The following is a 21,923-nucleotide window of genomic DNA, read 5'->3' on the forward strand; positions in this document are numbered from 1 at the left end:
ATAACTTTTATAAAAGCTGTTGATATTAAATATTTTTTGAAAGCTTATAGAGTAAATATAACTTACTTATATGTTTAACTAAAAATAAAAAATAAAACAATTAAGTCTTCAAAGTTAAAGATATTATAAAACAAATTACTACACTTAAAGTAGTATTTATATTGTGTATATATGTTATCTTTTTATTATTTTATATCAATAGATTTGATATATTGGCCAATGTTAGTAAAATTATTAACAACATGCACTCCCGATTTAGATAAAGCTGCACATTTTTCGTAAGCAGTACTACCAATTCCAGAAATAATGGCTCCCGCATGTCCCATACGTTTTCCTTTAGGGGCCGTAGCTCCAGCAATATATGCAATTACTGGCTTTTTAATATATTTTTTAATATACATCGCCGTTTTTTCTTCGGATCTTCCTCCGATTTCACCGATCATTACCATTAATAACGTTTGAGGATCTTGTTCGAATAAGGATAATATATCGATAAAACTAGAACCGAGTATTGGATCTCCTCCAATACCAACACATGTAGATTGGCCTAGTTCAAGGTCAGTTATTTGTTTTACTACTTCATATGTTAAAGTACCTGATCTAGATACAATCCCCACATAGCCTGGTTTATGAATATCACTTGGCATTATCCCAAGCTTGCATTGACCTGGAGTAATAATTCCAGGACAATTTGGCCCAATCATACATGTGTTATGTTTTTTTAATTGTTGTTTTATTAATAACATGTCTAATATTGGAATCCCTTCGGTAATACAAACTATTAATTTAATACCTGCATGGATTGATTCTAAAATCGCATCTTTGCATAAAGGAGCAGGCACATAAATAATAGAAGCTGTTGCATGAGTATTATTTATTGCTTCATTAACAGTATTAAATATTGGCAATCCGAGATGAACGTGCCCTCCTTTTCCTGGAGTAACTCCTCCTACAATTTTCGTGCCATATTTTAATGCCTGCTGAGAATGAAAGCTAGCGTGTTTACCGGTAAATCCTTGACAAATTATTTTTGTATCTTTGTTAATTAATATTGGCATTTTTTAATTTTACCGCGGTTACAATTTGTTGAATTGCATAAACTAAGTTATTAGTAACAATAACGTCGCATTTGCTATCAATTAATCGACTAGTACCTAATGCAGAATTGTTGCCTTCTAATCGAACTACGATAGGAACATGTGTTGTGTTGTATGTGGATAATGCAGTTATGATGCTGTCAGCAACTAAATCACAACATACGATACCTCCAAAGATATTTACGAGTATCGCATTTACTTTAGGATCTTTTAAAATCATATAAAAAGATGACATTATACATTCTTTATTAGCATTTCCTCCGATGTCTAAAAAATTAGCAGGCATTCCACCTAATGATTTAATTATATCCATAGTAGCCATCGCTAATCCAGCTCCGTTGACCATACAACCAATATTTCCATCTAGTGGAACATAGTTGATAGACTCCTCCGACTCCCATTGGTTACTGGACAATGTATTATAGGTTTTATTTGTAGCACATATATTTAATAATTCTGATTGTCTAAATTTAGCATTATCATCCATAATAATTTTGGCGTCTAAACAAAAAAATTGATCATTATCAGTAATAGCCAATGGATTGATTTCGATTAACATGAGATCCTTTTTAAGAAGCATATGTGTTGCGTCAACGATAATTTTAGCAAATTGATTTATTTTGACTCCAGATAAACCTAATTTACATGCTAAAATTCGTCCTTGATAAGGATATATTCCTACCAAAGGATTTATAGTAATCGTATGGATAAGATCAGGTGTTTTTTGTACTATGTTTTCAATGTTTGTGCCGCCTTGTGTAGAGGCTATGCATATTATTTGTGATTCATCTCTATCAATAAGTATGCTTAAATAAAGTTCTTGAATAATTTTAACGGATGGCTCTATTAAAATATGATTTACTAATTCTCCAGTATCAGTTGTTTGATATGTTATTAAATTATTTCCGAGCCACTTAGTAGCAAAAGATAATATGTCTGTTATATCATGTATAATGCGCACTCCTCCAGATTTTGCACGTCCACCTGCCTGTATCTGACATTTTACTACCCATGGACCGTTTTTTATATTATTTGATGATATATAATGCTCTATATCACTTAAATTAGCGCACAAGCAACCTTTTAAAACAGGCAAATTGTACTTTACCAATAGTTTCTTTGCTTGATATTCATATAGATTCATAATATTGCAACCATTTTTACTATTTTTTGAAGATTCATATAATAATCAAAACCTAACAATACTAATTTGTTAATCATATACTCATGTTACATGATTATACGTGTATATGATATGATTATAATTAAATTTCTAAAAACAAACGCATCGGGTCTTCTAATAATTCTTTAATATATACCAAAAAGTTTACTGAATCTTTTCCGTCTATTAATCTATGATCATAAGATAAGGCTAAGTACATCATAGGTAAAATTACTATTTTCCCATTTAAAGCTATAGGTCGATCTTTTATTGCATGCATGCCTAGAATGGCACTTTGCGGGGGATTAATAATAGGGGTGGAGATCAATGAACCAAAAATTCCACCGTTAGTAATAGTAAAATTACCGCCATTTAATTCTTCAATTGTTAGTTTTCCATTTTTTCCTTTTTCAGCTAAATTTTTTATATTTTTCTCGATATCAGGGATACTTAATGTATCAACATTTCGTAATACTGGTGTAATCAACCCACGTATTGTGGATACTGCAATACTTACGTCAAAATAATTATAATATACTATTTCTTCTCCATCAATGGACGCATTGATTATAGGAAAATTTTTTAAACCCTCCAAAACTGCTTTTACGTAAAAAGACATTAGTCCTAATTTAATTCCATAACGTTTTTCAAATAGTTCTCCATATTTTTTCCGTAATGTTATAATGGGTTGCATATTCACTTCATTGAAAGTAGTCAACATAGCTGTAGTGTTAGTGACAGCTAGTAGACGTTCTGAAATTTTTTTGCGTAATCGACTCATTAAGATGCGTGTTTCTTTATGGTCGTTTTTTATATTGTTTACTTGATGATGATCTGTATCTATATAATTTTTATGGTCAGTACAGTGTGATTTTTTTTCAGAATGAATATGTGTTTCTATATCTTCACGAGTTAGACGTCCTTTTGTCCCGCTGCTTTTAATATTTTGTGGTTGTAAATTGTGTTCTGCTATTAATTTTCGAATAGACGGGGTTAAAATTTTATGGCTCTCCTCTTCGTTGTTTTGGATAATGACATCCTCTTGAGATGCTATTGATGTAACAGATTTTTGATTTTGAATTATTCGTTTGATATCTTTTTTAGCAACAATTTGATCAATAATATTTAGACGGGCCAAAGCTTGACCAGATATTACTATTGATCCTTCTTGTTCTAAAATTGATTCTAATATTCCTGTATTTGGTGCAGGTACTTCCAGCATTATTTTATCCGTTTCAATTTCAAGTAAGATATCATCTTGTTTAACTTTATCTCCTACTTTTTTATGCCAAACAGCAACAGTGGCGTCTGCAACTGATTCAGGTAAATTCGGAACCAAAATGTCTACACTACTCATTTTATATCCTTTTAATAATTAATTTAGATTTAACGCATCGTCAATTATTTTTTTTTGTTGTTGTTGATGTATTGAAAAAAATCCTACTGCGGGTGCTGCAGAATCAGGCCGTCCTACATAATTTAATGTAATATGTGAAGAAGGCATTATTTTGTGAAGGTAATGTTGTATATAATGCCAAGCCCCTTGATTTTTAGGTTCTTCTTGACACCAGGTAAAATTTTTTACATGCGAATAGGAATCAAGAATGGTCCGTGCATTTTCATAAGGGAAAGGATATAGCTGCTCAATGCGAATAATAGCTATATTATGTTGTTTATTTTTACGTCGTTGACTTAATAAATCATAATATATCTTTCCAGTGCACATTATCACATGATTAGTTTGATTTGAAATGATATTATTATCTATTTCATTAAACACTGTTTTAAATGATCCGTGTACTAAATTTTTTAATGAAGTCGTTACCATAGGATGTCTTAATAGGGATTTTGGAGATATAATAATTAGTGGTTTTTTAACACTATGTGTTGCTTGTTGACGCAATATATGGTAGAGCTGATCCGGAGTAGAAGGTACACAGATATGTATGTTGTATTCAGCACATAATTGCAGATATCGTTCTATTCGAGAAGAAGAATGTTCTGGTCCTTGACCTTCGTATCCGTGAGGTAAAAGCATTACTAATCCACATACTTGACCCCATTTTTGTTCGCTGGAACTAATAAATTGATCAATGACGATTTGTGCTCCATTAGAGAAATCTCCAAATTGTGCCTCCCAAATTACTAACATATTATTTGATAGACTGGCATAACCGTATTCAAATGCTAAAGCTGCTTCTTCAGACAACACTGAATCCCAGATACAAAAAGATCCTTTTTCATTTGATTTTTTATTAATATATGCTAAGGGGGTATATTTTGAGCCATTATTTTGATCATATATCACGGCATGTCTATGAAAAAATGTTCCTCGCCCAGCATCTTCTCCAGACAAACGAATAGAAATTCCTTGATCTAATAAAGTTGCGTATGCTAGAATTTCTGCTGCTCCCCAATCAAACAATCTATCACCTAACGCCATTTCTATTCTTTCATGGTATATTTTTTCTACTCTAGAATGCATGGCGATACTTGATGGAATATCGTTGATGCGATAGGCTAAATTTTTTAAGTATTGGTCATCTATTCTATCAGAACGCAGTGTGGTTTTATTATTATTTAAATTATTTGTGTTTAGGGAATTGCGAATATGAATTGGCTGCCATTTTTGTAGAACGCAACATTTTTTGTCTAATTTTTCACGATATGCGTTAATTATGTCAGAGGTTTCATTTATATTCAGTATTCCATTTTTATTCAAAATATTGGAATAAATATTAAGTAAAGTTGGATGATTACGAATTTTTTTATACATAAGAGGTTGAGTGACACTTGGTTCGTCGGCTTCATTGTGTCCATGTCTACGATAACAAATTAGATCGATCATTACGTCACGTTTAAAAGTATTACGAAAATCTAATGCAACACGAGTAACATAAATAACGGCATCTATATCATCTGCATTAACATGGAAGATAGGAGCTTGTATCATTTTTGCAATATCTGTACAATATTGCGTGGAACGAATATCGTGGATATTAGATGTCGTAAATCCTATTTGATTATTGATAATAATATGTACTGTTCCTCCTACGTCATATGCATCAGCTTTAGACATATTAAAAGTTTCTTGAACTATTCCTTGAGCACTAATTGCTGCATCTCCATGTATTGAGATTGGAAGTACTGTGTTATTTTCTCTTTTATCATCATTGTTATGGGTTGATTTTTTTAGTATCTGATCGATTCGTGCTCTAGCACACCCCATGACTACTGGGCTAACAATTTCTAGGTGAGAAGGATTGCATAATAAAGATAAATGTATGATTTGCTTATTAACTGTAATATCCGAATAAAATCCTTGATGATATTTTACATCACCACTACCAAATGTAGTTTGGTGTTTATCGGAAAATTCATTAAATAAATCTTTAGGATTTTTACCTAAAATATTAATTAAAACATTTAGGCGTCCCCGATGAGCCATCCCTAAAAATATTTCTTTAATATTATGATGACAAACGGAATAACGTATAATTTCTTTTAGCATAGGAATTAAAGCATCCCCTCCTTCTAATGAGAATCTTTTAACTCCTGGAAATTTTGTTCCTAAATAGCGTTCTATTCCTTCTGCTGCAATGATTTCTTTAAGAAATTGTTTTTTTTCGTCAGAATTAAAATTGAATATTCCTGCTGTGGATTCAAAATAATTTTGAATCCACAGCATTGTATTTATATCAAGAATATGCATATATTCTATGCCTATAGAATCGCAATAAGTTTTTTTAAGGAATTGATATATTTCTGATAAAGTCATTGATTTTTTGTTTATTCCAAAAAGCTTCATATCGAATTTTTTGTGAATATTTTGCAAGGAGAAATTATAATTTTCTAGGTTTAAAAGATCATTTTTAGATCTATGATTCCATAATTTTAAAGGGTCTAATGTAGAATGTTGATGTCCATATGCCCTAAAAGAACTTATCAATTGTGCTATTTGTATGTAAGTAATATTGCTGCAATACGTATTAGTTTTTATATATGGTTCATTAGATATAGTGTTACGTTGTAGTTGAATATAAGTATTATTTGTTAAATTATCAAAAGATTTATGTTCATATTTTTTTTCAATAAATAATTGTTTAAAAATTTTTGTCCAACTAGAATCTATGGAATTAGGATTTTTTAAAAAATCCTTATAAATTTGTTCTATGTAGGATTGATTATTTTTTGATAAATAAGAAGAATCTAACCAATTTTTTAGTGTGTTATTATACATTACAAAAATCCTTATATTCTGTTACATTTATATTTTTAATGCTTAATGTTTAATTAATTAACTTAATTAAGTATTTTACTATTAATAATTAATTTTTAACTATATTAATTGTTATAACTATGTATAGATATTTGATATTTTTGTTAAATCGTGATCATAATACATTATGTAATACCTATTACATCTTTTGCTAACATTCGTTTAATGTGACCTATAGCTTTAGCTGGATTTAATTTTTTAGGACATACGTCAACGCAATTCATAATGTTATGGCAACGAAAAACGCTAAAAGAGTCTTTGAAATTTTTTAGTCTTTCTTTATGATTAGTATCACGACTATCCATTAAAAAACGATATAATGCTAATAATCCGGCGGGCCCAATGAACTTATCCGGATTCCACCAAAAAGAGGGACAAGAACTGGAGCAACACGCACATAATATACATTCATAAGATCCATCTAATTTAGAGCGTTCCTCTGGAGATTGTAAATGTTCATGTGGTAATTTAGATTGTTGATTAGAGTGATTATTGATTAGAAATGGTTGTACTCTTTCATATTGAAGGTAAAATTGATTCATATCGACTACTAAATCACGAATTACTGGAAATCCAGGTAATGGACGTACTATAATTGTATTATGATGATTATCATCATATAATTTTGGTAAGGAAGTGATACATGCTAGATTGTTTGTGCCATTTATATTCATTCCATCAGAACCACATACTCCTTCTCTACAAGAACGACGAAATGTTAGAGTTGGGTCTTGTTCTTTTAATTTAATTAAAGCATCTAATAATGTCATATTTTTTGCATGTAATAAGTCAAGAGTATAATTTTTCATATAGGGGCTTTTATTGAATTCAGGATGATAACGATAAATAGAAAATTTAATTTGCATATTTTAAGACCCTACTTTTAGTATACACGGATTTTTGGGGGAAAAGGAGGACGAAATTTTGGTTGCATATTTACATTACGGCGAATCATAATGTCATTTTTTGGTAAATATAATGTATGACATAGCCAATTTTTATCATCACGCATAGGAAAGTCATAACGACTATGAGCTCCTCTACTTTCAGTTCTAAAAATTGAAGCCATGGCGGTTACATAAGCGGTTTCTAACAAATTATCCAATTCTAAACATTCAACACGTTGTGTATTGAATGTGTAAGATTTATCGCCTAAAGTAGCATAATTTAATCGATTACGTATTTCTTTCAGTTCTGATAAGCCTTTTAACATTTTTTCTTTTTCTTTAAAAACAGAAAAATTATTTTGCATGCACAATTGTAAATCTTGACGTATTGTTACTGGATTTTCTTTTGCGCCTGATTTATTATTATCCCAACGAATATAACGGGCTAATGATATTTCTATATCAGAATTGGTAGGGCCACGTACTGGCCATTCTTCTTCTGATAAATATGATTGTATATATGCTCCGGTAGCATGTCCAAATACGATCAAATCTAATAAAGAATTTCCACCAAGTCGATTTGCGCCATGTACTGATACGCAAGCAGTTTCCCCAACTGCAAATAATCCTGGCACTGTCGTATCTATTCCTGCATTGTTTATAGTGATTACTTCTCCATGTACTGTCGTAGGGATACCACCCATCATATAATGACAAGTTGGAAATACTGGAATTAATTCTTTTACAGGGTCTATATAGGAGAAAGTACGCACTAATTCTAAAATACCAGGTAGCCGTAATTCTAGTAATTCCTTGCCCAAATGGTCTATTTTTAATTTGACATGGGGCCCGCATGCGCCTGAATAACCTCGGCCTTCTTGAATTTCTAACATAATTGCTCGAGCTACTACATCTCGCCCGGCTAAATCTTTCGCTTTAGGAGCATATCGTTCCATAAATCTTTCTCCTAAAATATTCAAAAGATATCCTCCTTCACCACGACACCCTTCACTTACTAAAATTCCAACGCCAGCTATACCAGTAGGATGAAATTGCCACATTTCCATATCTTGAGCAGGAATACCTGCACGTAATATCATTCCAATTCCATCACCGGTGTTTATATGAGCGTTAGTGGTAGATTGATAAATACGGCCTCCTCCTCCAGTCGCAAGTACTGTAGCACGTGCTTTGAAATATACTAATTCTCCTGTTTCAATAGAAAAAGCAGTGCAACCAAGTATTCTCCCGTCTTGGTTTTGTACTAAATCTAATGCGTACCATTCTGAAAATATAGTTGTTTTATTTTTTAAATTTTGTTGATATAAAGTATGTAATAATGCATGTCCAGTACGATCAGCAGCTGCAGCAGTACGCGCTGCTTGTTTTTTTCCATAATATAAGGTTTGTCCCCCAAAGGGACGTTGGTAAATACGACCATTTTTTAATCTAGAAAATGGCAATCCCATATGTTCTAATTCTAAAACTGCTTTAGGTCCTGTTTTACACATGTATTCAATAGCATTTTGATCACCTATGTAATCAGATCCTTTAATAGTATCATACATATGCCACTGCCAGTCGTCTTCATGATTATTACCAAGAGCAACTGTAATTCCTCCTTGAGCTGATACTGTATGCGAACGGGTAGGGAATACTTTAGATATTAGGGCGCAAGAGAATCCCATTTTAGAAACTTGCAGGGCAACTCGCATGCCTGCTCCGCCAGCTCCAATGACAACAGAAAAAAATTCTTTAACTGGTATATGATGGTGCATCTATACACTCCAAATAATAATTATTCCGAATAATAGGTATATGAATAATACAGAATTAGTTATCCATATGCTTATACGTCTTAATATAATTAATTTTATATAATCTTCTAAAACATGGTGTATACCAATCCAAGTATGACTTAAAGCAGAAATTAGGGCTATTATACTAAAAATTTTAGTGATTTTTTTGCTAAAAAAGTCATACCATTCATCATAAGATAAGGTATTAGTAAAAATAATAAAGGTAGATATGTACATAATATATAATAATATTAGGATGGCGGAGACCCGAACCAACAACCATTCATATACTCCATGACATTTCAAGGCCGATTTAATGGGTACCATATTAAAATTCCACTTAGAACAGATAGCAAAATAGTTAAGGCAAATATAATTTTTACGCTTATTTTTCCTATTAGTAGTGTTTGCTCCAAATATCCAAAATCCATTAAAATTTGACGAATGCCAGCGACTATATGATAAATCATCACTATTGTAATTATCCAAAATAAAAATTTTAAAATATAATAATTCATTAATAAAAAGTTATATATTTTATAAAATCCGTTATTGGAAGATAAAGATAATTTTAACAGCCAAAGAATTGGTCCAATGATTATGAATAATAAAATTCCCGAGATTCTATGTAAAATGGAAGCAATAGCAGTGATGGGAAATCGTATAGTCCTGATGTTTAAATGTATTGGTTTTTGATGTTCTTTGATCATATAAATACTCTTAAGTTATATAACAGCAAACATATATCATAATAATGAGTTTTATATCTGAAAAATCATACAACAAAAGATAACTAATTATATAACAAACAATTGGTTATTATGATGATTTATATTACTAATACAATTGTTTTAATAATATGTCATCTTTTAATCTAAGATTTTCAGGTTATGCCAATCTTTATTGCATTATAACAAATGGTAAGCTCATATGTAATACTATATCTTGTATATTATTAACAATTTAATAATATAATAAAATTTGAAATGGATTTAGTTATTGTTATACTTAAGAAATAATATATTTTTCAACAATGAAGTAAAAATTAATTATAAATTTTATTTTTAGCCTATATTAGGATAATATAGGCTAAGTTAGTAGTAATCCTGATTTTTTAATCTACGTTACTTCCAACGAAGTAACGTAGATTAAAAAATCAGGATTATATATATTATTTTGTAAAAAATTGATGTATTCATCGGTCTTCTTAAAAAGAAGATATGTATAGTTTAATAAGATACTAGTTAATAAATAGTTTTGGGTATTTTATTCTATAATTTTACTTTTATACTTATTGATTTTATAGATTTTAAAAATTTATTATTTATGGACGAAAAATAATTGTATCAATAGTAGATTTGTAATAAATAAATAGTATTAGTGTATTTTCATTAAATTTTTTAGAAATTATTAAGGTTATAGAATTACGAAGCACTAGCATATAAATAACCACAAAATTTGTAATTATTGTAATGAATATAAAAATATGTTATAAATAGGTTCGTTTAAGGATGTTTTCAGTTTTTGTTCAGTGTTAATATTTACATTATTTTTTAATATATTAAGTAAGGTTGCGTTATGTTCATTCTTAAAAATAAGTTATTATACTGGTTTTGATTATATGTAACATTTTATTTTTTATATAACGGGTTATTTGTATGTTTCTTGTAAAATTAGAAATAAGTCTTGTTTTTGTCTATCCATGCATATTATTAATTTGATTATTAATAAATGTGTTTATGGTTATTTAAACAAGGTATATGTAGATCGTGATTATTTAGCATATTAGTTTAAAGCGTTTACAAGATCGTTTATTAAAAATAATAATAATAATAATAGTTAGTGAATTTATTTATCTATTGAAAATATTATTAATAAGATACGTGTGTTTTAATGCGTAGATGTCATTGAAAGTAGTAATGATTATAACATTAGGATAGATTATTTGCATGATCTTCATTGTATTAAATAAAAAATTATTTTTTGCACTAATTTTTATATAAAGATTATTTTAAAAGATATATTTTCATTATTGTGAATATAAGTATTAATTATGTGTTATATAATGGTTATAGAAAATCAATGAAAACGGTGTTGATGATTGATTGTCATCATAGCTTAATTTTTATTCAAAAGTAATATAATATATGTAAATAATAGACCAGAAATCGTAAATATATATACGATATAGTAATGACAGTAAACTAATGAATAGTCATTTATTTTAATTTATATATTGATGATGATACCTATCGCATTAATCAGGATCTATTTATTATAGTATGGACGGTGTCTATTATTTCTCTTTCGATTCTTTCTCTATGAGAGACATGCACAAAACTTTCGCAATAAATTTTATACACTGGCTCAGTGCCAGATAATCTACACGCTGCCCAACCGTTTTGAGTGATTATTTTTATACCATCCATGGATATTTGATGTTTTAATGGCACTATACTTAGGATTTTTATGATAGGATCATCCGCTAATTCTAGCATATTAATTTGATTAAACAAAGTATTAGAAATAAGGGATTTTTGCGCGTAATTAATAGGTAATTGAATACGATTGTAACTAGATATATCAAAATTTTTTACTAATTGATCGTAATACTTCTGTAAAGATTTATCGCTAACAGCAATAATTTCAGCTGCTAATAAACACATAATGATTCCGTCTTTGTCAGTGGACCATGGAGAACAATAGAAATCTAAAAAAGATGCTCCTGCGCTGTCCTCGCCTACAAAACCTAAACGATTATTGAATAATCCTTTTACAAACCATTTAAAACCCACTGGTACTTCTAATAGTTGACGATTGAGATTATATGCTACTCGATTGATCATAGTGCTAGACACATAGGTTTTTCCTATAGATAATGAACAATTACACCATAACGGACGATTATTGAAAAGATAATCAGCTGCAATAGTAAGGTAATGATTGGATTTAATTAAACCAAAAGGAGTAATAATGCCATGTCTATCACAATCGGGATCATTAACTAAAATCAGATCAAAATTTTCAGATGATTTTAATACTCCAGTCATTGCAAGTTCAGAAGAACAGTCCATTCGGATACAGCCATCGTAATCGAGATGCATAAAACTAAAGGTTTTGTCAATCTTTTTACTGATTAAATTTAAATTTAATTGATAATATTGAGCAATATTTTGCCAATAGTCTATACTTGATCCACCTAAAGGATGTACTCCTAACTTTAAACCAGATGTTTGTATAGCTTTCATATTAATTATTGTAGATAGTTTTTTTACATAATTCAGAATAAAATCTTGTGTATGTATATATCCGCTTTTCCAAGCGTTATCTAATGTCATACGATGTACATTTTGTAAATTATTTGTTAAAAAATTATTAGCGGTTTGTTCGATTTTATGAGTAATATTAGTAGAAGCTGGTCCTCCATATATTGAGTTATATTTTATTCCGCCATCTTCAGGAGGATTATGAGAAGATGTAATAATGATACCATCAGCTTTTTTTGTATGATTATTATGATGATTCTTATTATATTGAGTAATAGCATGAGAAATAGCGGGAGTTGGAGTATAACCGTTTTTTTTTTGTATAATAACGTCAATATAATTAGCTGCTAATACTTCAAGTACAGATATAAATGCTGGTTCAGAAAGAGCATGAGTATCTTTTCCGACGTAACATGGTCCAGTTATACCTTGTTGTGTACGTATTTGTACAATTGATTGACTAATTGCTAATATATGTGCTTCATTAAAGCTACATTTTTGGGAGCTTCCACGATGACCTGATGTACCAAATACAACATTATGACTATCATTGCTTGGATCTGGAGATAAAGTGTAATATTGTGTTATTAATCGAGATGTATTAATAGTGTCATTCTGTGATGCGAGTTTTCCAGCACGAATGTGATTCTTCATATAGAGATTTCCTTAATTGATTATTTCATATAATTAGATAAATATTGTGATAATTTATAAAAATTATCGTTGGTTTAATATTTAAGAAATAACTACATCCATTGATTAGATGAGTACTTTTATATATACTGAATGCATATTATTTGATTGTGGTTAATAAAATATTTCAATATAGTTGTTATTATAATATATATTATGCAACTTAATTATAGATTACGAGTTTTTAAAACTGTATGTCAGAGAATACCAATAGTAATAATGATCCATGGACTTTTTGGTAATCTTAGTAATCTTGGAGTAATTGCTGAAAGCTTAGCTCGGTATTGCTATGTTGTACAAGTTGATTTACGTAATCATGGTCGTTCTCCTCATGAAAAATCTATGACTTATTCTATAATGGCAAAAGATATTTTGGACTTACTTGATCAGTTATGCATAAAGAAATGTATAGTTATTGGTCACTCAATGGGTGGAAAAATTGCGATGACACTGTGTACGTTGGCAGCTACGCGTGTAAGCAAGGTTGTGGTTATTGATATAGCTCCAGTAAAATATGATATTTGCAAGTATGATAATGTTTTTAATGCGATTGAGTGTGTTAATATATCCGGAGTAAAAAATAGAAATGAAGCTGCATACCTTATGCAGCAGTATTTTATTGATCAAACATTAATATTGTTTCTATTAAAATCTTTCCGTCAAGGATCTTGGATGTTTAATTTTTCGTCTATTAGAGATAATTATAGGCATATTAGTGATTGGAATACATATCAAACTTGGTGGGGTCCGATATTATTTATTAGGGGTTCATTGTCTTCATATATTGATAATCGTTATTTACATGATATATATCATCAATTTCCGCAGGCATGTATTCGTATGATATCTAATGCAAGTCATTGGGTACATTGGGATAATCCCTTACATGTATTGAGTACAATTAATGAATTCATTATCCATTAATTTTGGTAGATATCCTAATATAAATAAATGTATTTGATTTTACTGTCTTGTTGCAAAGATTTAGTTTAATTACAAATACTGATATAAGTAATTATTGAATTGATTAGATATTGTATTAATGGTATTGGAGGATTATAATAACATTAATACTTTAATGTTATAAGGTTGGATACATGATTGATTCGATCATAGAGAAATGTATTTGTGTGCAAATAAATATAAAGGTTGGAATATTATTATGAGAGTAGCATCAGTAGGTATTTTTTTTAGTAGCGATACGGGAAACACTGAAAAACTTGCTAAAATGATTCAAGAACAATTAGGACAGGATGTTGCAGATGTTTTTGATATAGCTGTAAGTTCTAAAGAAGATATAGAAAATTATGACAAATTACTATTTGGTATTCCTACCTGGTATTATGGAGAACCTCAATGTGATTGGGATGATTTTCTACCTGTATTAAGAAATATTGATTTTTCTGGAAAAAAAGTAGCAATTTTTGGATGTGGAGATCAGGAAGATTATTCGGAATATTTTTGTGATGCGATGAGTATTTTATATGATATTATTTTAAAAAATGGTGCTGTCGTGATCGGATCATGGCCTGCATCCGGTTATCATTTTGACACATCAAAAAGCTTAATGAGCCCGGATAAGTTTGTTGGATTAGCTATTGATGAAGATCGTCAACCTGAAATGACAGAGATACGTGTTCATCATTGGGTTAATCAAATTCGTGATGAGATGAAGATTAATTGCACATAAGAGAAGAGATTAATTATACTGTTATGTTTTTATTTGATTAAAGAGCTATTATAAATCTCATTTTAAAAATTGTATGCAATAGGTTTTAATCGGGTTTTATTGTCATAAATATATAAATATAAATATAATGTGAGAGTGTAATAATTTTAAGTATATTTGTTAGTAGTGTTTAGATTCTTTCAAGGTTACTGTTCTATTAAATACTAGATAAGATTTTTTAGAAAGTTGATTATCTATAATGAAGTATCCCTCACGTTCTATTTGATAGGGACCAGGATTATTAAATCTAATTATATTTTCTTCAACAATTCCTTTAGAGATTGTTAGGGATTTAGGGTTGATATCATCTATAAAATGATTCATTATAGCGGGATTAGGGTTAGTAAATAGTGTATCATACAGGCGAAATTCTGCTGGTATATTTTTTGTTGCTGATACCCAATGAACAACTCCAGTTATTTTTCTACCGTCTATTGGGTTTCTACGTAAAGTGCATGGATCGTAACTGCAATAAATGCAAACGATATTTCCATTATTATCTTTTTCGATAGTTTCTGCTTTTATGGCATAGGCATATCTTAATCGTACTTCTTTGCCTAATGCCAATTTATAGCATTCATTATTGTTTAATATCTCGCAAAAATCAAAACGATCAATAAAAATTTCTTGACTAAAAATTACATAACGGATTCCCATTTTAGGATTATTAGGATGATTTGGCATTTCAATTTTTTCTTCATATCCTATAGGTAAATTATTAATAATAATTTTTATTGGATTGATTACTGCCATAAGCCGTGGGGCATATTTGTTTAAGTCTGACCGGATACACGATTCTAAAAGTGATAATTTTGTTTGACTTTCTTGTTTACTGATTCCGATACGGTGACAAAACTCCCGAATGGATCTAGCTGTATATCCTCTGCGTCGTAATCCGGAGATGGTAGGCATACGAGGATCGTCCCATCCGTCAACTATTTTTTTTGTAACTAAAATATTGAGTTTACGTTTAGATGTGATCACATATTCTAAATTAAGACGAGAAAATTCATATTGAGTAGGACGACGGGTATCGATATCAATGTTATTTAATATCCAATTATACAAAATACGATTATCTTGGAACTCTAAAGTACATAAAGAATGAGTAATACCTTCTATTGCATCTGAAATGCAATGACTAAAATCGTATGTTGGATATATACAGCAGCTTTCTCCAATACGATGATGTGGAGTATATTTAATACGATATAATACTGGATCTCGCATTACCATGGAAGAAGAGGCCATATTAATTTTAGCACGTAAACAAGCGCCACCTTCTGGAAAATATCCATTTTTCATTTTATAAAAATAAATTAAATTTTCTTCAATACTGCGAGATCGGTATGGACTATTTTTTCCAGGATATGTTAATGTGCCGCGATATTTTCTGATTTCATCTGTGGATAATTCATCTACATATGCTAATCCTTTTTTGATTAATTTGATAGCATAGTTATATAACTCTTTAATGTAATCTGATGAATAATGTATATCTCCATTCCATATAAACCCAAGCCATTGAATGTCATATTTAATAGCTTCAACATATTCTTTGTGTTCTTTTTCTGGATTGGTATCATCAAATCGTAAATTGCATTGACCATGATAATATTGAGCGATTTCAAAATTGAGACAAATGGCTTTAGCATGCCCAATGTGTAAATACCCATTGGGTTCTGGAGGAAAACGTGTTCGTACATTAGTACATTTTTTTGATTTTAAATCTTTATTAATAATACGATGAATAAAATTAGGTCGATAGTTAATAAGAATCTTCATTTGTTTATCCTTTTATATGGATATAATTCGTTTATTAATATAATATTTCATTTTATATTGTAACAAAAACATCTTGTATATAATTATTATATATATAATAGTGTGGGTCAGTATAAATTTTATTTTTTATAATTAAAACATATTTTAATCATAAACTAATGCGTAATTATATTAATTATTCTTTGTATGATATATATTATACGCTGTTTATATTTGACATTGTAAGGTTGTGATTTATAGATATTTATTTTTACGGAAGATATATAAGAATATGTAAGAATTTTGTGTTATTATTGTAGACTGTACTATACTTGGTGTAATTTATTTGTTTTAGTTTGTTTTAAGTTTAAATAGTAGTTTTTAGAACTAAAGAATGTGGATATATAGATTATATTGGAATTATAAATGTGACTGATATATACAGATTTGCGCATAGCAGGTAATAGGGGTGGGATTGTTTGTTATACAGCAATCAGTGAGTTGTTGTTAAATAACCTTACAATGCTTATATACTTATATTGTTTTATAATTATTGATCTAAGGACGTATTAAAATAATTTTATTAAAAGGATGTATGTTGTGTTTGTTAGTAATTGATTAGTGTTAGTAATATTTTTTAATAAGTGCTTTTGTGTTTAATGTTTTGTTAAGTATTTTTAAATGATTATAGAGTAGTTTAATTATTAATGTGATGGAACAGAGATTCAGACATGAGGGTTATATTTCTTGATACTGCCGATCACGTGGCTCAATGGGTTGCGCATTATATTGTTTACCGTATTAATTCTTTTAATCCTACCATTGAAAATCCGTTTGTATTGGGACTACCTGCAGGTAGAACACCAATAAAAACTTACAAAAATATTATATCAATGTATCAGTCTAGTCAAGTTAGTTTTAAATATGTAGTAATATTTACTATGGATGAATATCTTGGTTTATCTTGTGAGGATCCTAAAAGTTATCATGATTTTATACATACAAATTTTATTAATCATGTTGATATCCCTAAAGGGAATGTTTATGTTTTAAATGGAAATACTGATAATATTAAAGCTGAATGTCAACAATACGAAGAAAAAATAAAATCGTACGGAGGTGTTCATTTATTTATAGGAGGGGTTGGAAATGATGGGCATCTTGCTTTTAATGAACCAGGTTCTTCTTTAACATCGCGTACCAGAATTCAAAACTTGAGCAAAGCAACTCGGCTATCAAATGCTAATTTTTTTAATAATAATGTTAATTCTGTACCTAAGTTTGCATTAACCGTTGGTATTGCTACATTACTGGAATCACGAGAAATAATAATAATTGCGACTGGACTAAATAAGGCTGAAGCAGTAAAAGCGGCAATTGAAGGTAGTATTAATCATATGTGGACTATTAGTTGTTTACAGTTACATCCTAAATCAATATTGGTGTGCGACGAGTTGTCAACTATGGAGTTGAAGATAAAAACGGTTAAGTATTTTCAAGAATTGGAAATCAATAATCAAACGATCACCATGTAATGTAGTTTTTAAAATATGTATGCTTTAGTTAATAGTAAAATCTATACTGGTAAAGAAATTCTTAGTGATCATGCACTTGTAGTTTCTAAAGGAATTATTAGAACTATTTGTTCTACTAGTGAGTTACCTAAGAATATAGATATACATGACCTTTCGGGGTCAATATTAACACCTGGATTTATAGATTTGCAAGTTAATGGATGTGGTGGAACACAATTTAATGATTATATAAATGCAATATCAATATGTACACTGAAAACAATGCAAATAACTAATCAATTTTCAGGTTGTACTAGCTTTCTTCCAACATTAATTACTAGCAGCGATGTTTTGATTAGAAGAGCTGTTAGAGTTATGCGTGGGTTTTTATCTAAGAATAAAAATCAAGCTTTAGGATTACATTTAGAAGGTCCGTTTATAAATGTTAAAAAGCGAGGCATACATAATCCTACATTAATTCGTTTACCAACAGAAGAGATGATAAGTTATTTGTGTGATAACAGTGACGTGATTAAAAAGATAACTCTTGCTCCCGAACAATTAAAGATGGCATTTATGCAGAAGTTACATGAATCAGGGATTTGTGTTGCAATTGGACATTCTAATGCTACTTATCAACAAACACGGATTAGTTTTTTATGTGGTGTTAGTTTTGGAACTCATTTATTTAATGCTATGCCTCCGTTAATTGCTCGTGAACCTGGTGTTATCGGTGCTATTTTTGATACACCAGAAATATACTGTAGTGTTATAGCAGATGGGTTTCATGTCCACTGGGCTAGTATTAGATATGCTAAAAAGATCAAAGGGGATCGTTTAATTTTAGTAACCGATGCTACTAGTCCTGCAGGGACTAGTAAGGAAAAATCTAATTTTATTTTTTCTAATAGAACTATATATCATCGTAATCATATGTGCGTGGATAGTAGAGGGGTGCTTAGCGGATCAACTTTAACAATGATACGAGCAATAAAAAATAGTGTTAAATATATTGGAATACCGTTGGACGAAGCTTTGCGTATGGCTACTTTATATCCAGCAAAAGCTATAAGAGTAGACCATTATTTAGGTAGTTTAGAAATAAATAAAATTGCTAATTTGACCGTTTTTAATCAAGATTATAAAATACAAAAAACAATTGTTAATGGTAAAATAGTTAATATGTAATTTTTATAATTTATATATATTTGTAATATTAATATTATAAAAATGTAATTTAAGTAGATTTTAAATTTTCTGTTACTGTAGACCAGTGAGTAGTTTGCTATATTTTGATAAAACCAAATTATTATACATAAAGTGGTGTTAGTATTATTTTATATGGTAATGATTTTATTTTTGATGAAATAATCATTATATTTGCTTAAGTATAATTAGAAAATAAATCTATTTATTTTCTAATAAAAAATACTATAGGATCATATGATAATTTTATTCATCTTATTATTTAGATGAATATAAAAGAAGGTTGGCAAGTATTTTGCAATTGCTACATAATAATAATAATGATAATTTTATTATTATTATTATTATTATTATGTAGGTAAGTAACTGAACATTGCGATTTAAGTCAATCGAAGTTTTGGCTACGTAGCTCAGTAGGTTAGAGCGCAGCACTCATAATGCTGAGGTCACAGGTTCAAGTCCCGTCGTAGCTATTAGTATAAGTAGATAAGCACGCGGGAGTGGCGAAATAGGTAGACGCGTCAGAATTAGGATCTGATACTGTGATAAGTATACGAGTTCAAATCTCGTCTCCCGTATGTTATTTATCGATTAGTATAATAAAAGAAGAAATGTAAAAATATAAAGTATATGTATGATGAATATGTTTGAGTGATCATGGGGCATAGCCAAACGGTAAGGCAGCGGGTTTTGATCCCGTCATTCCCAGGTTCGAATCCTGGTGCCCCAGTTAGTTAGCAGTTATAATTATTATATTGCAATGACAAATGTATAATATTTATACGTTGGATTTTTACGTTTAATTTATCATTAATAGTTGTTAAATTTAAATGTGCCTGCATAGGGATAAGTAAATTTAATATAATTGTGTACAATAGAGATATTATGTATTTGTAATATGGTTTACTATTAATAATAGATTGAGTATCTGATGTATATATAATGTAATGATGATGGGGAGAGTTATCTAAAGAAAAAGATATTATTATATGCCTAAAGCATATAATAATATCTTTTTCTTTAGATAACTAGAGCGTTCAATTGTCATAAATGCAACATTTCTTGCTATTTTAAGCGGCCAAAAGTTGTTATGAAAAATAAAGTACAACCAATCTATGCTAGTTTGCATTAGGAAGGAATCGTATTTACGGTTGTTTTGATAAGATATTAAAACTTCTGAAACACTTGAATGTTCATCAAAAACACGTGAGTTAGTTAATAAGTGTGATAAGCTTACAACATCACGTAACCCTAAATTTATTCCTTGTCCTACTAAAGGATGTAAAGAATGAGCAGCATCACCAACTAATGCTCCTCCTGGAGTTATATAACTGTGCGCACGTTGACGAATGAGGGGGGCTACAGTTGCGTTGTATAGTTTAATATTACCTAATTGGTTTTGAAAATTATTTCTAATTTCTTTTTCTAATATTTCTATAGGTAACTGTTGTAATTTTTGAACATATTCGGGAGTATTATACCACATTAATGATCCCCAATGATTATATAGAGGTAGAAATCCTATAGGACCATAAGGAGTAAATATTTGCCAAACTGTACCATATTGGTATTTTTTTGTTTTGATAGTAAGTAACATACAACATTGATGATATTTCCAACCAATTACTCCGATTCCTAGTTTTTTTCGAATCTGAGAATAAATTCCGTCAGCTCCTATTAATAGACGACTGATGATTATAGTACCATTATCCAGAAGACAGCGCCAAGAGGAACCGTTATAATACATAGAGATTAGTATGGATGGGCAACATAGTGTTATTGTTTTGAAGTTTATAAAATTTTCCCATAGCGCCAATTGCAAACGGTTATTTTCGACAATGAATCCCATTTCAGATACGCCTACGGATATAGCGTGAAAGGTTACTTTTGCTGATGGCCATTCCCATGCTTCTAAATGATGATATGGAGTACAAAAATTAGGAGGAATTTTTTCCCATGTATTAATTTTTTTTAAGAATTCTACTGAAGCATAATTAATAGCAGCAACTCGGATATGTGGTGTTGTTTTTTTTTTAATTGGAATAGGGTATTTATAGTCTACTACAATTACTTTAATTCCAGATTGAGAAAGACGTAATGCTAAAGATGCGCCTATGATACCGCCGCCAAATATTAACACATCACAAAGTAATTTTTTCATAATATCTTCTTATGATTTAATGTAAGGATTAATTTACGTGCAATGTATGCTTAATGATGTTGTTAAGATTATATATGAGTAAATAATTATTTATGCATAAATATATAACATATAAAACTATATATTTAAATAAATATTAAAAATTTTATAGATTTAATTATAAGTTTATATTTCTAATATATGATTAAGTATATTTCAATTTTAAATATATTACATGATATATAATTGTACCAATAATTTGGTTAATTTTTATGAATAATTGTATATTTTATGTGTGTTAGTATATAATACTGCTTATTATGTTTAGTAACTTATAATATATGTTTATTGGTATTATTTATTTTAAAAGGTGTTAAATATCAGTGA

Annotated in this window: 15 protein-coding genes and 3 tRNA genes; 7 read left to right on the top strand and 11 right to left on the bottom strand. The window is 29.6% G+C overall.

Annotation, left to right across the window (positions count from 1 at the left end):
- Positions 1-185: 185 nt before the first annotated feature.
- From sucD to VOI34_RS02215, 9 genes are all read right to left on the bottom strand, one after another.
- The gene (sucD, locus tag VOI34_RS02175) at positions 186-1,058 is read right to left on the bottom strand and encodes a succinate--CoA ligase subunit alpha (RefSeq protein WP_331828235.1); all 873 of its coding nucleotides are present in this window, start codon (positions 1,056-1,058) and stop codon (positions 186-188) included.
- Positions 1,042-2,241 (bottom strand): ADP-forming succinate--CoA ligase subunit beta, encoded by a 1,200-nt coding sequence (gene sucC / locus VOI34_RS02180; RefSeq protein WP_331828236.1) that lies wholly within the window; start codon positions 2,239-2,241, stop codon positions 1,042-1,044. Before sucC ends, sucD begins: the two co-directional genes overlap by 17 nt.
- A 121-nt stretch (positions 2,242-2,362) precedes the next feature.
- Positions 2,363-3,616 carry a 2-oxoglutarate dehydrogenase complex dihydrolipoyllysine-residue succinyltransferase gene (odhB, locus tag VOI34_RS02185; RefSeq protein WP_331828237.1) on the bottom strand — a complete coding sequence of 418 codons (1,254 nt, stop codon included), beginning with the start codon at positions 3,614-3,616 and terminating at the stop codon, positions 2,363-2,365.
- An 18-nt stretch (positions 3,617-3,634) separates the two neighbouring features.
- The gene (locus tag VOI34_RS02190) at positions 3,635-6,499 is read right to left on the bottom strand and encodes a 2-oxoglutarate dehydrogenase E1 component (protein WP_331828238.1); all 2,865 of its coding nucleotides are present in this window, start codon (positions 6,497-6,499) and stop codon (positions 3,635-3,637) included.
- 164 nt (positions 6,500-6,663) lie between these two features.
- On the bottom strand, positions 6,664-7,404 hold the full coding sequence (locus tag VOI34_RS02195; protein WP_331828239.1) for a succinate dehydrogenase iron-sulfur subunit: 741 nt from the start codon (positions 7,402-7,404) through the stop codon (positions 6,664-6,666).
- Positions 7,405-7,421: 17 nt separating this feature from the next.
- A complete protein-coding gene (gene sdhA, locus VOI34_RS02200; RefSeq protein ID WP_331828240.1) occupies positions 7,422-9,203 on the bottom strand; it encodes a succinate dehydrogenase flavoprotein subunit in 1,782 nt (593 codons plus the stop codon).
- Entirely contained in the window at positions 9,204-9,551 is a 348-nt protein-coding gene (sdhD, locus tag VOI34_RS02205) for a succinate dehydrogenase, hydrophobic membrane anchor protein (RefSeq protein WP_331828241.1), read from the bottom strand.
- Entirely contained in the window at positions 9,527-9,934 is a 408-nt protein-coding gene (sdhC, locus tag VOI34_RS02210) for a succinate dehydrogenase, cytochrome b556 subunit (protein WP_331828242.1), read from the bottom strand. The genes sdhD and sdhC overlap by 25 nt, the downstream gene beginning before the upstream one ends.
- A gap of 1,551 nt (positions 9,935-11,485) precedes the next feature.
- The gene (locus VOI34_RS02215) at positions 11,486-13,144 is read right to left on the bottom strand and encodes a phosphoglucomutase (protein WP_331828243.1); all 1,659 of its coding nucleotides are present in this window, start codon (positions 13,142-13,144) and stop codon (positions 11,486-11,488) included.
- 258 nt (positions 13,145-13,402) lie between these two features.
- Here VOI34_RS02215 and VOI34_RS02220 point away from each other — a divergent pair, with 258 nt between their 5' ends.
- The gene (locus VOI34_RS02220; RefSeq protein WP_331828244.1) at positions 13,403-14,107 is read left to right on the top strand and encodes an alpha/beta fold hydrolase; all 705 of its coding nucleotides are present in this window, start codon (positions 13,403-13,405) and stop codon (positions 14,105-14,107) included.
- Positions 14,108-14,345: 238 nt separating this feature from the next.
- A complete protein-coding gene (gene fldA, locus VOI34_RS02225; protein ID WP_331828734.1) occupies positions 14,346-14,873 on the top strand; it encodes a flavodoxin FldA in 528 nt (175 codons plus the stop codon).
- 159 nt (positions 14,874-15,032) lie between these two features.
- Here the strand turns inward: fldA and glnS are convergent, their stop codons facing one another.
- Positions 15,033-16,697 carry a glutamine--tRNA ligase gene (glnS, locus tag VOI34_RS02230; protein WP_331828245.1) on the bottom strand — a complete coding sequence of 555 codons (1,665 nt, stop codon included), beginning with the start codon at positions 16,695-16,697 and terminating at the stop codon, positions 15,033-15,035.
- A gap of 710 nt (positions 16,698-17,407) precedes the next feature.
- Here glnS and nagB point away from each other — a divergent pair.
- From nagB to VOI34_RS02255, 5 genes are all read left to right on the top strand, one after another.
- A complete protein-coding gene (gene nagB, locus VOI34_RS02235) occupies positions 17,408-18,211 on the top strand; it encodes a glucosamine-6-phosphate deaminase (RefSeq protein ID WP_331828246.1) in 804 nt (267 codons plus the stop codon).
- Between the two features lie 15 nt (positions 18,212-18,226).
- Positions 18,227-19,378, top strand: a complete 1,152-nt coding sequence (gene nagA, locus VOI34_RS02240; protein WP_331828247.1) for an N-acetylglucosamine-6-phosphate deacetylase — start codon at positions 18,227-18,229, stop codon at positions 19,376-19,378.
- A gap of 417 nt (positions 19,379-19,795) precedes the next feature.
- Positions 19,796-19,869 (top strand) — tRNA-Met (locus tag VOI34_RS02245).
- Positions 19,870-19,890: 21 nt separating this feature from the next.
- A tRNA-Leu gene (locus VOI34_RS02250) sits at positions 19,891-19,974 on the top strand.
- Between the two features lie 80 nt (positions 19,975-20,054).
- A tRNA-Gln gene (locus VOI34_RS02255) sits at positions 20,055-20,126 on the top strand.
- Positions 20,127-20,381: 255 nt separating this feature from the next.
- Here the strand turns inward: VOI34_RS02255 and VOI34_RS02260 are convergent.
- A complete protein-coding gene (locus VOI34_RS02260; RefSeq protein ID WP_331828248.1) occupies positions 20,382-21,557 on the bottom strand; it encodes an FAD-dependent monooxygenase in 1,176 nt (391 codons plus the stop codon).
- Between the last annotated feature and the right edge of the window lie 366 nt (positions 21,558-21,923).

This window comes from Candidatus Blochmannia sp. SNP, assembly GCF_036549215.1.
Taxonomy (GTDB): Bacteria; Pseudomonadota; Gammaproteobacteria; order Enterobacterales; family Enterobacteriaceae; genus Blochmanniella.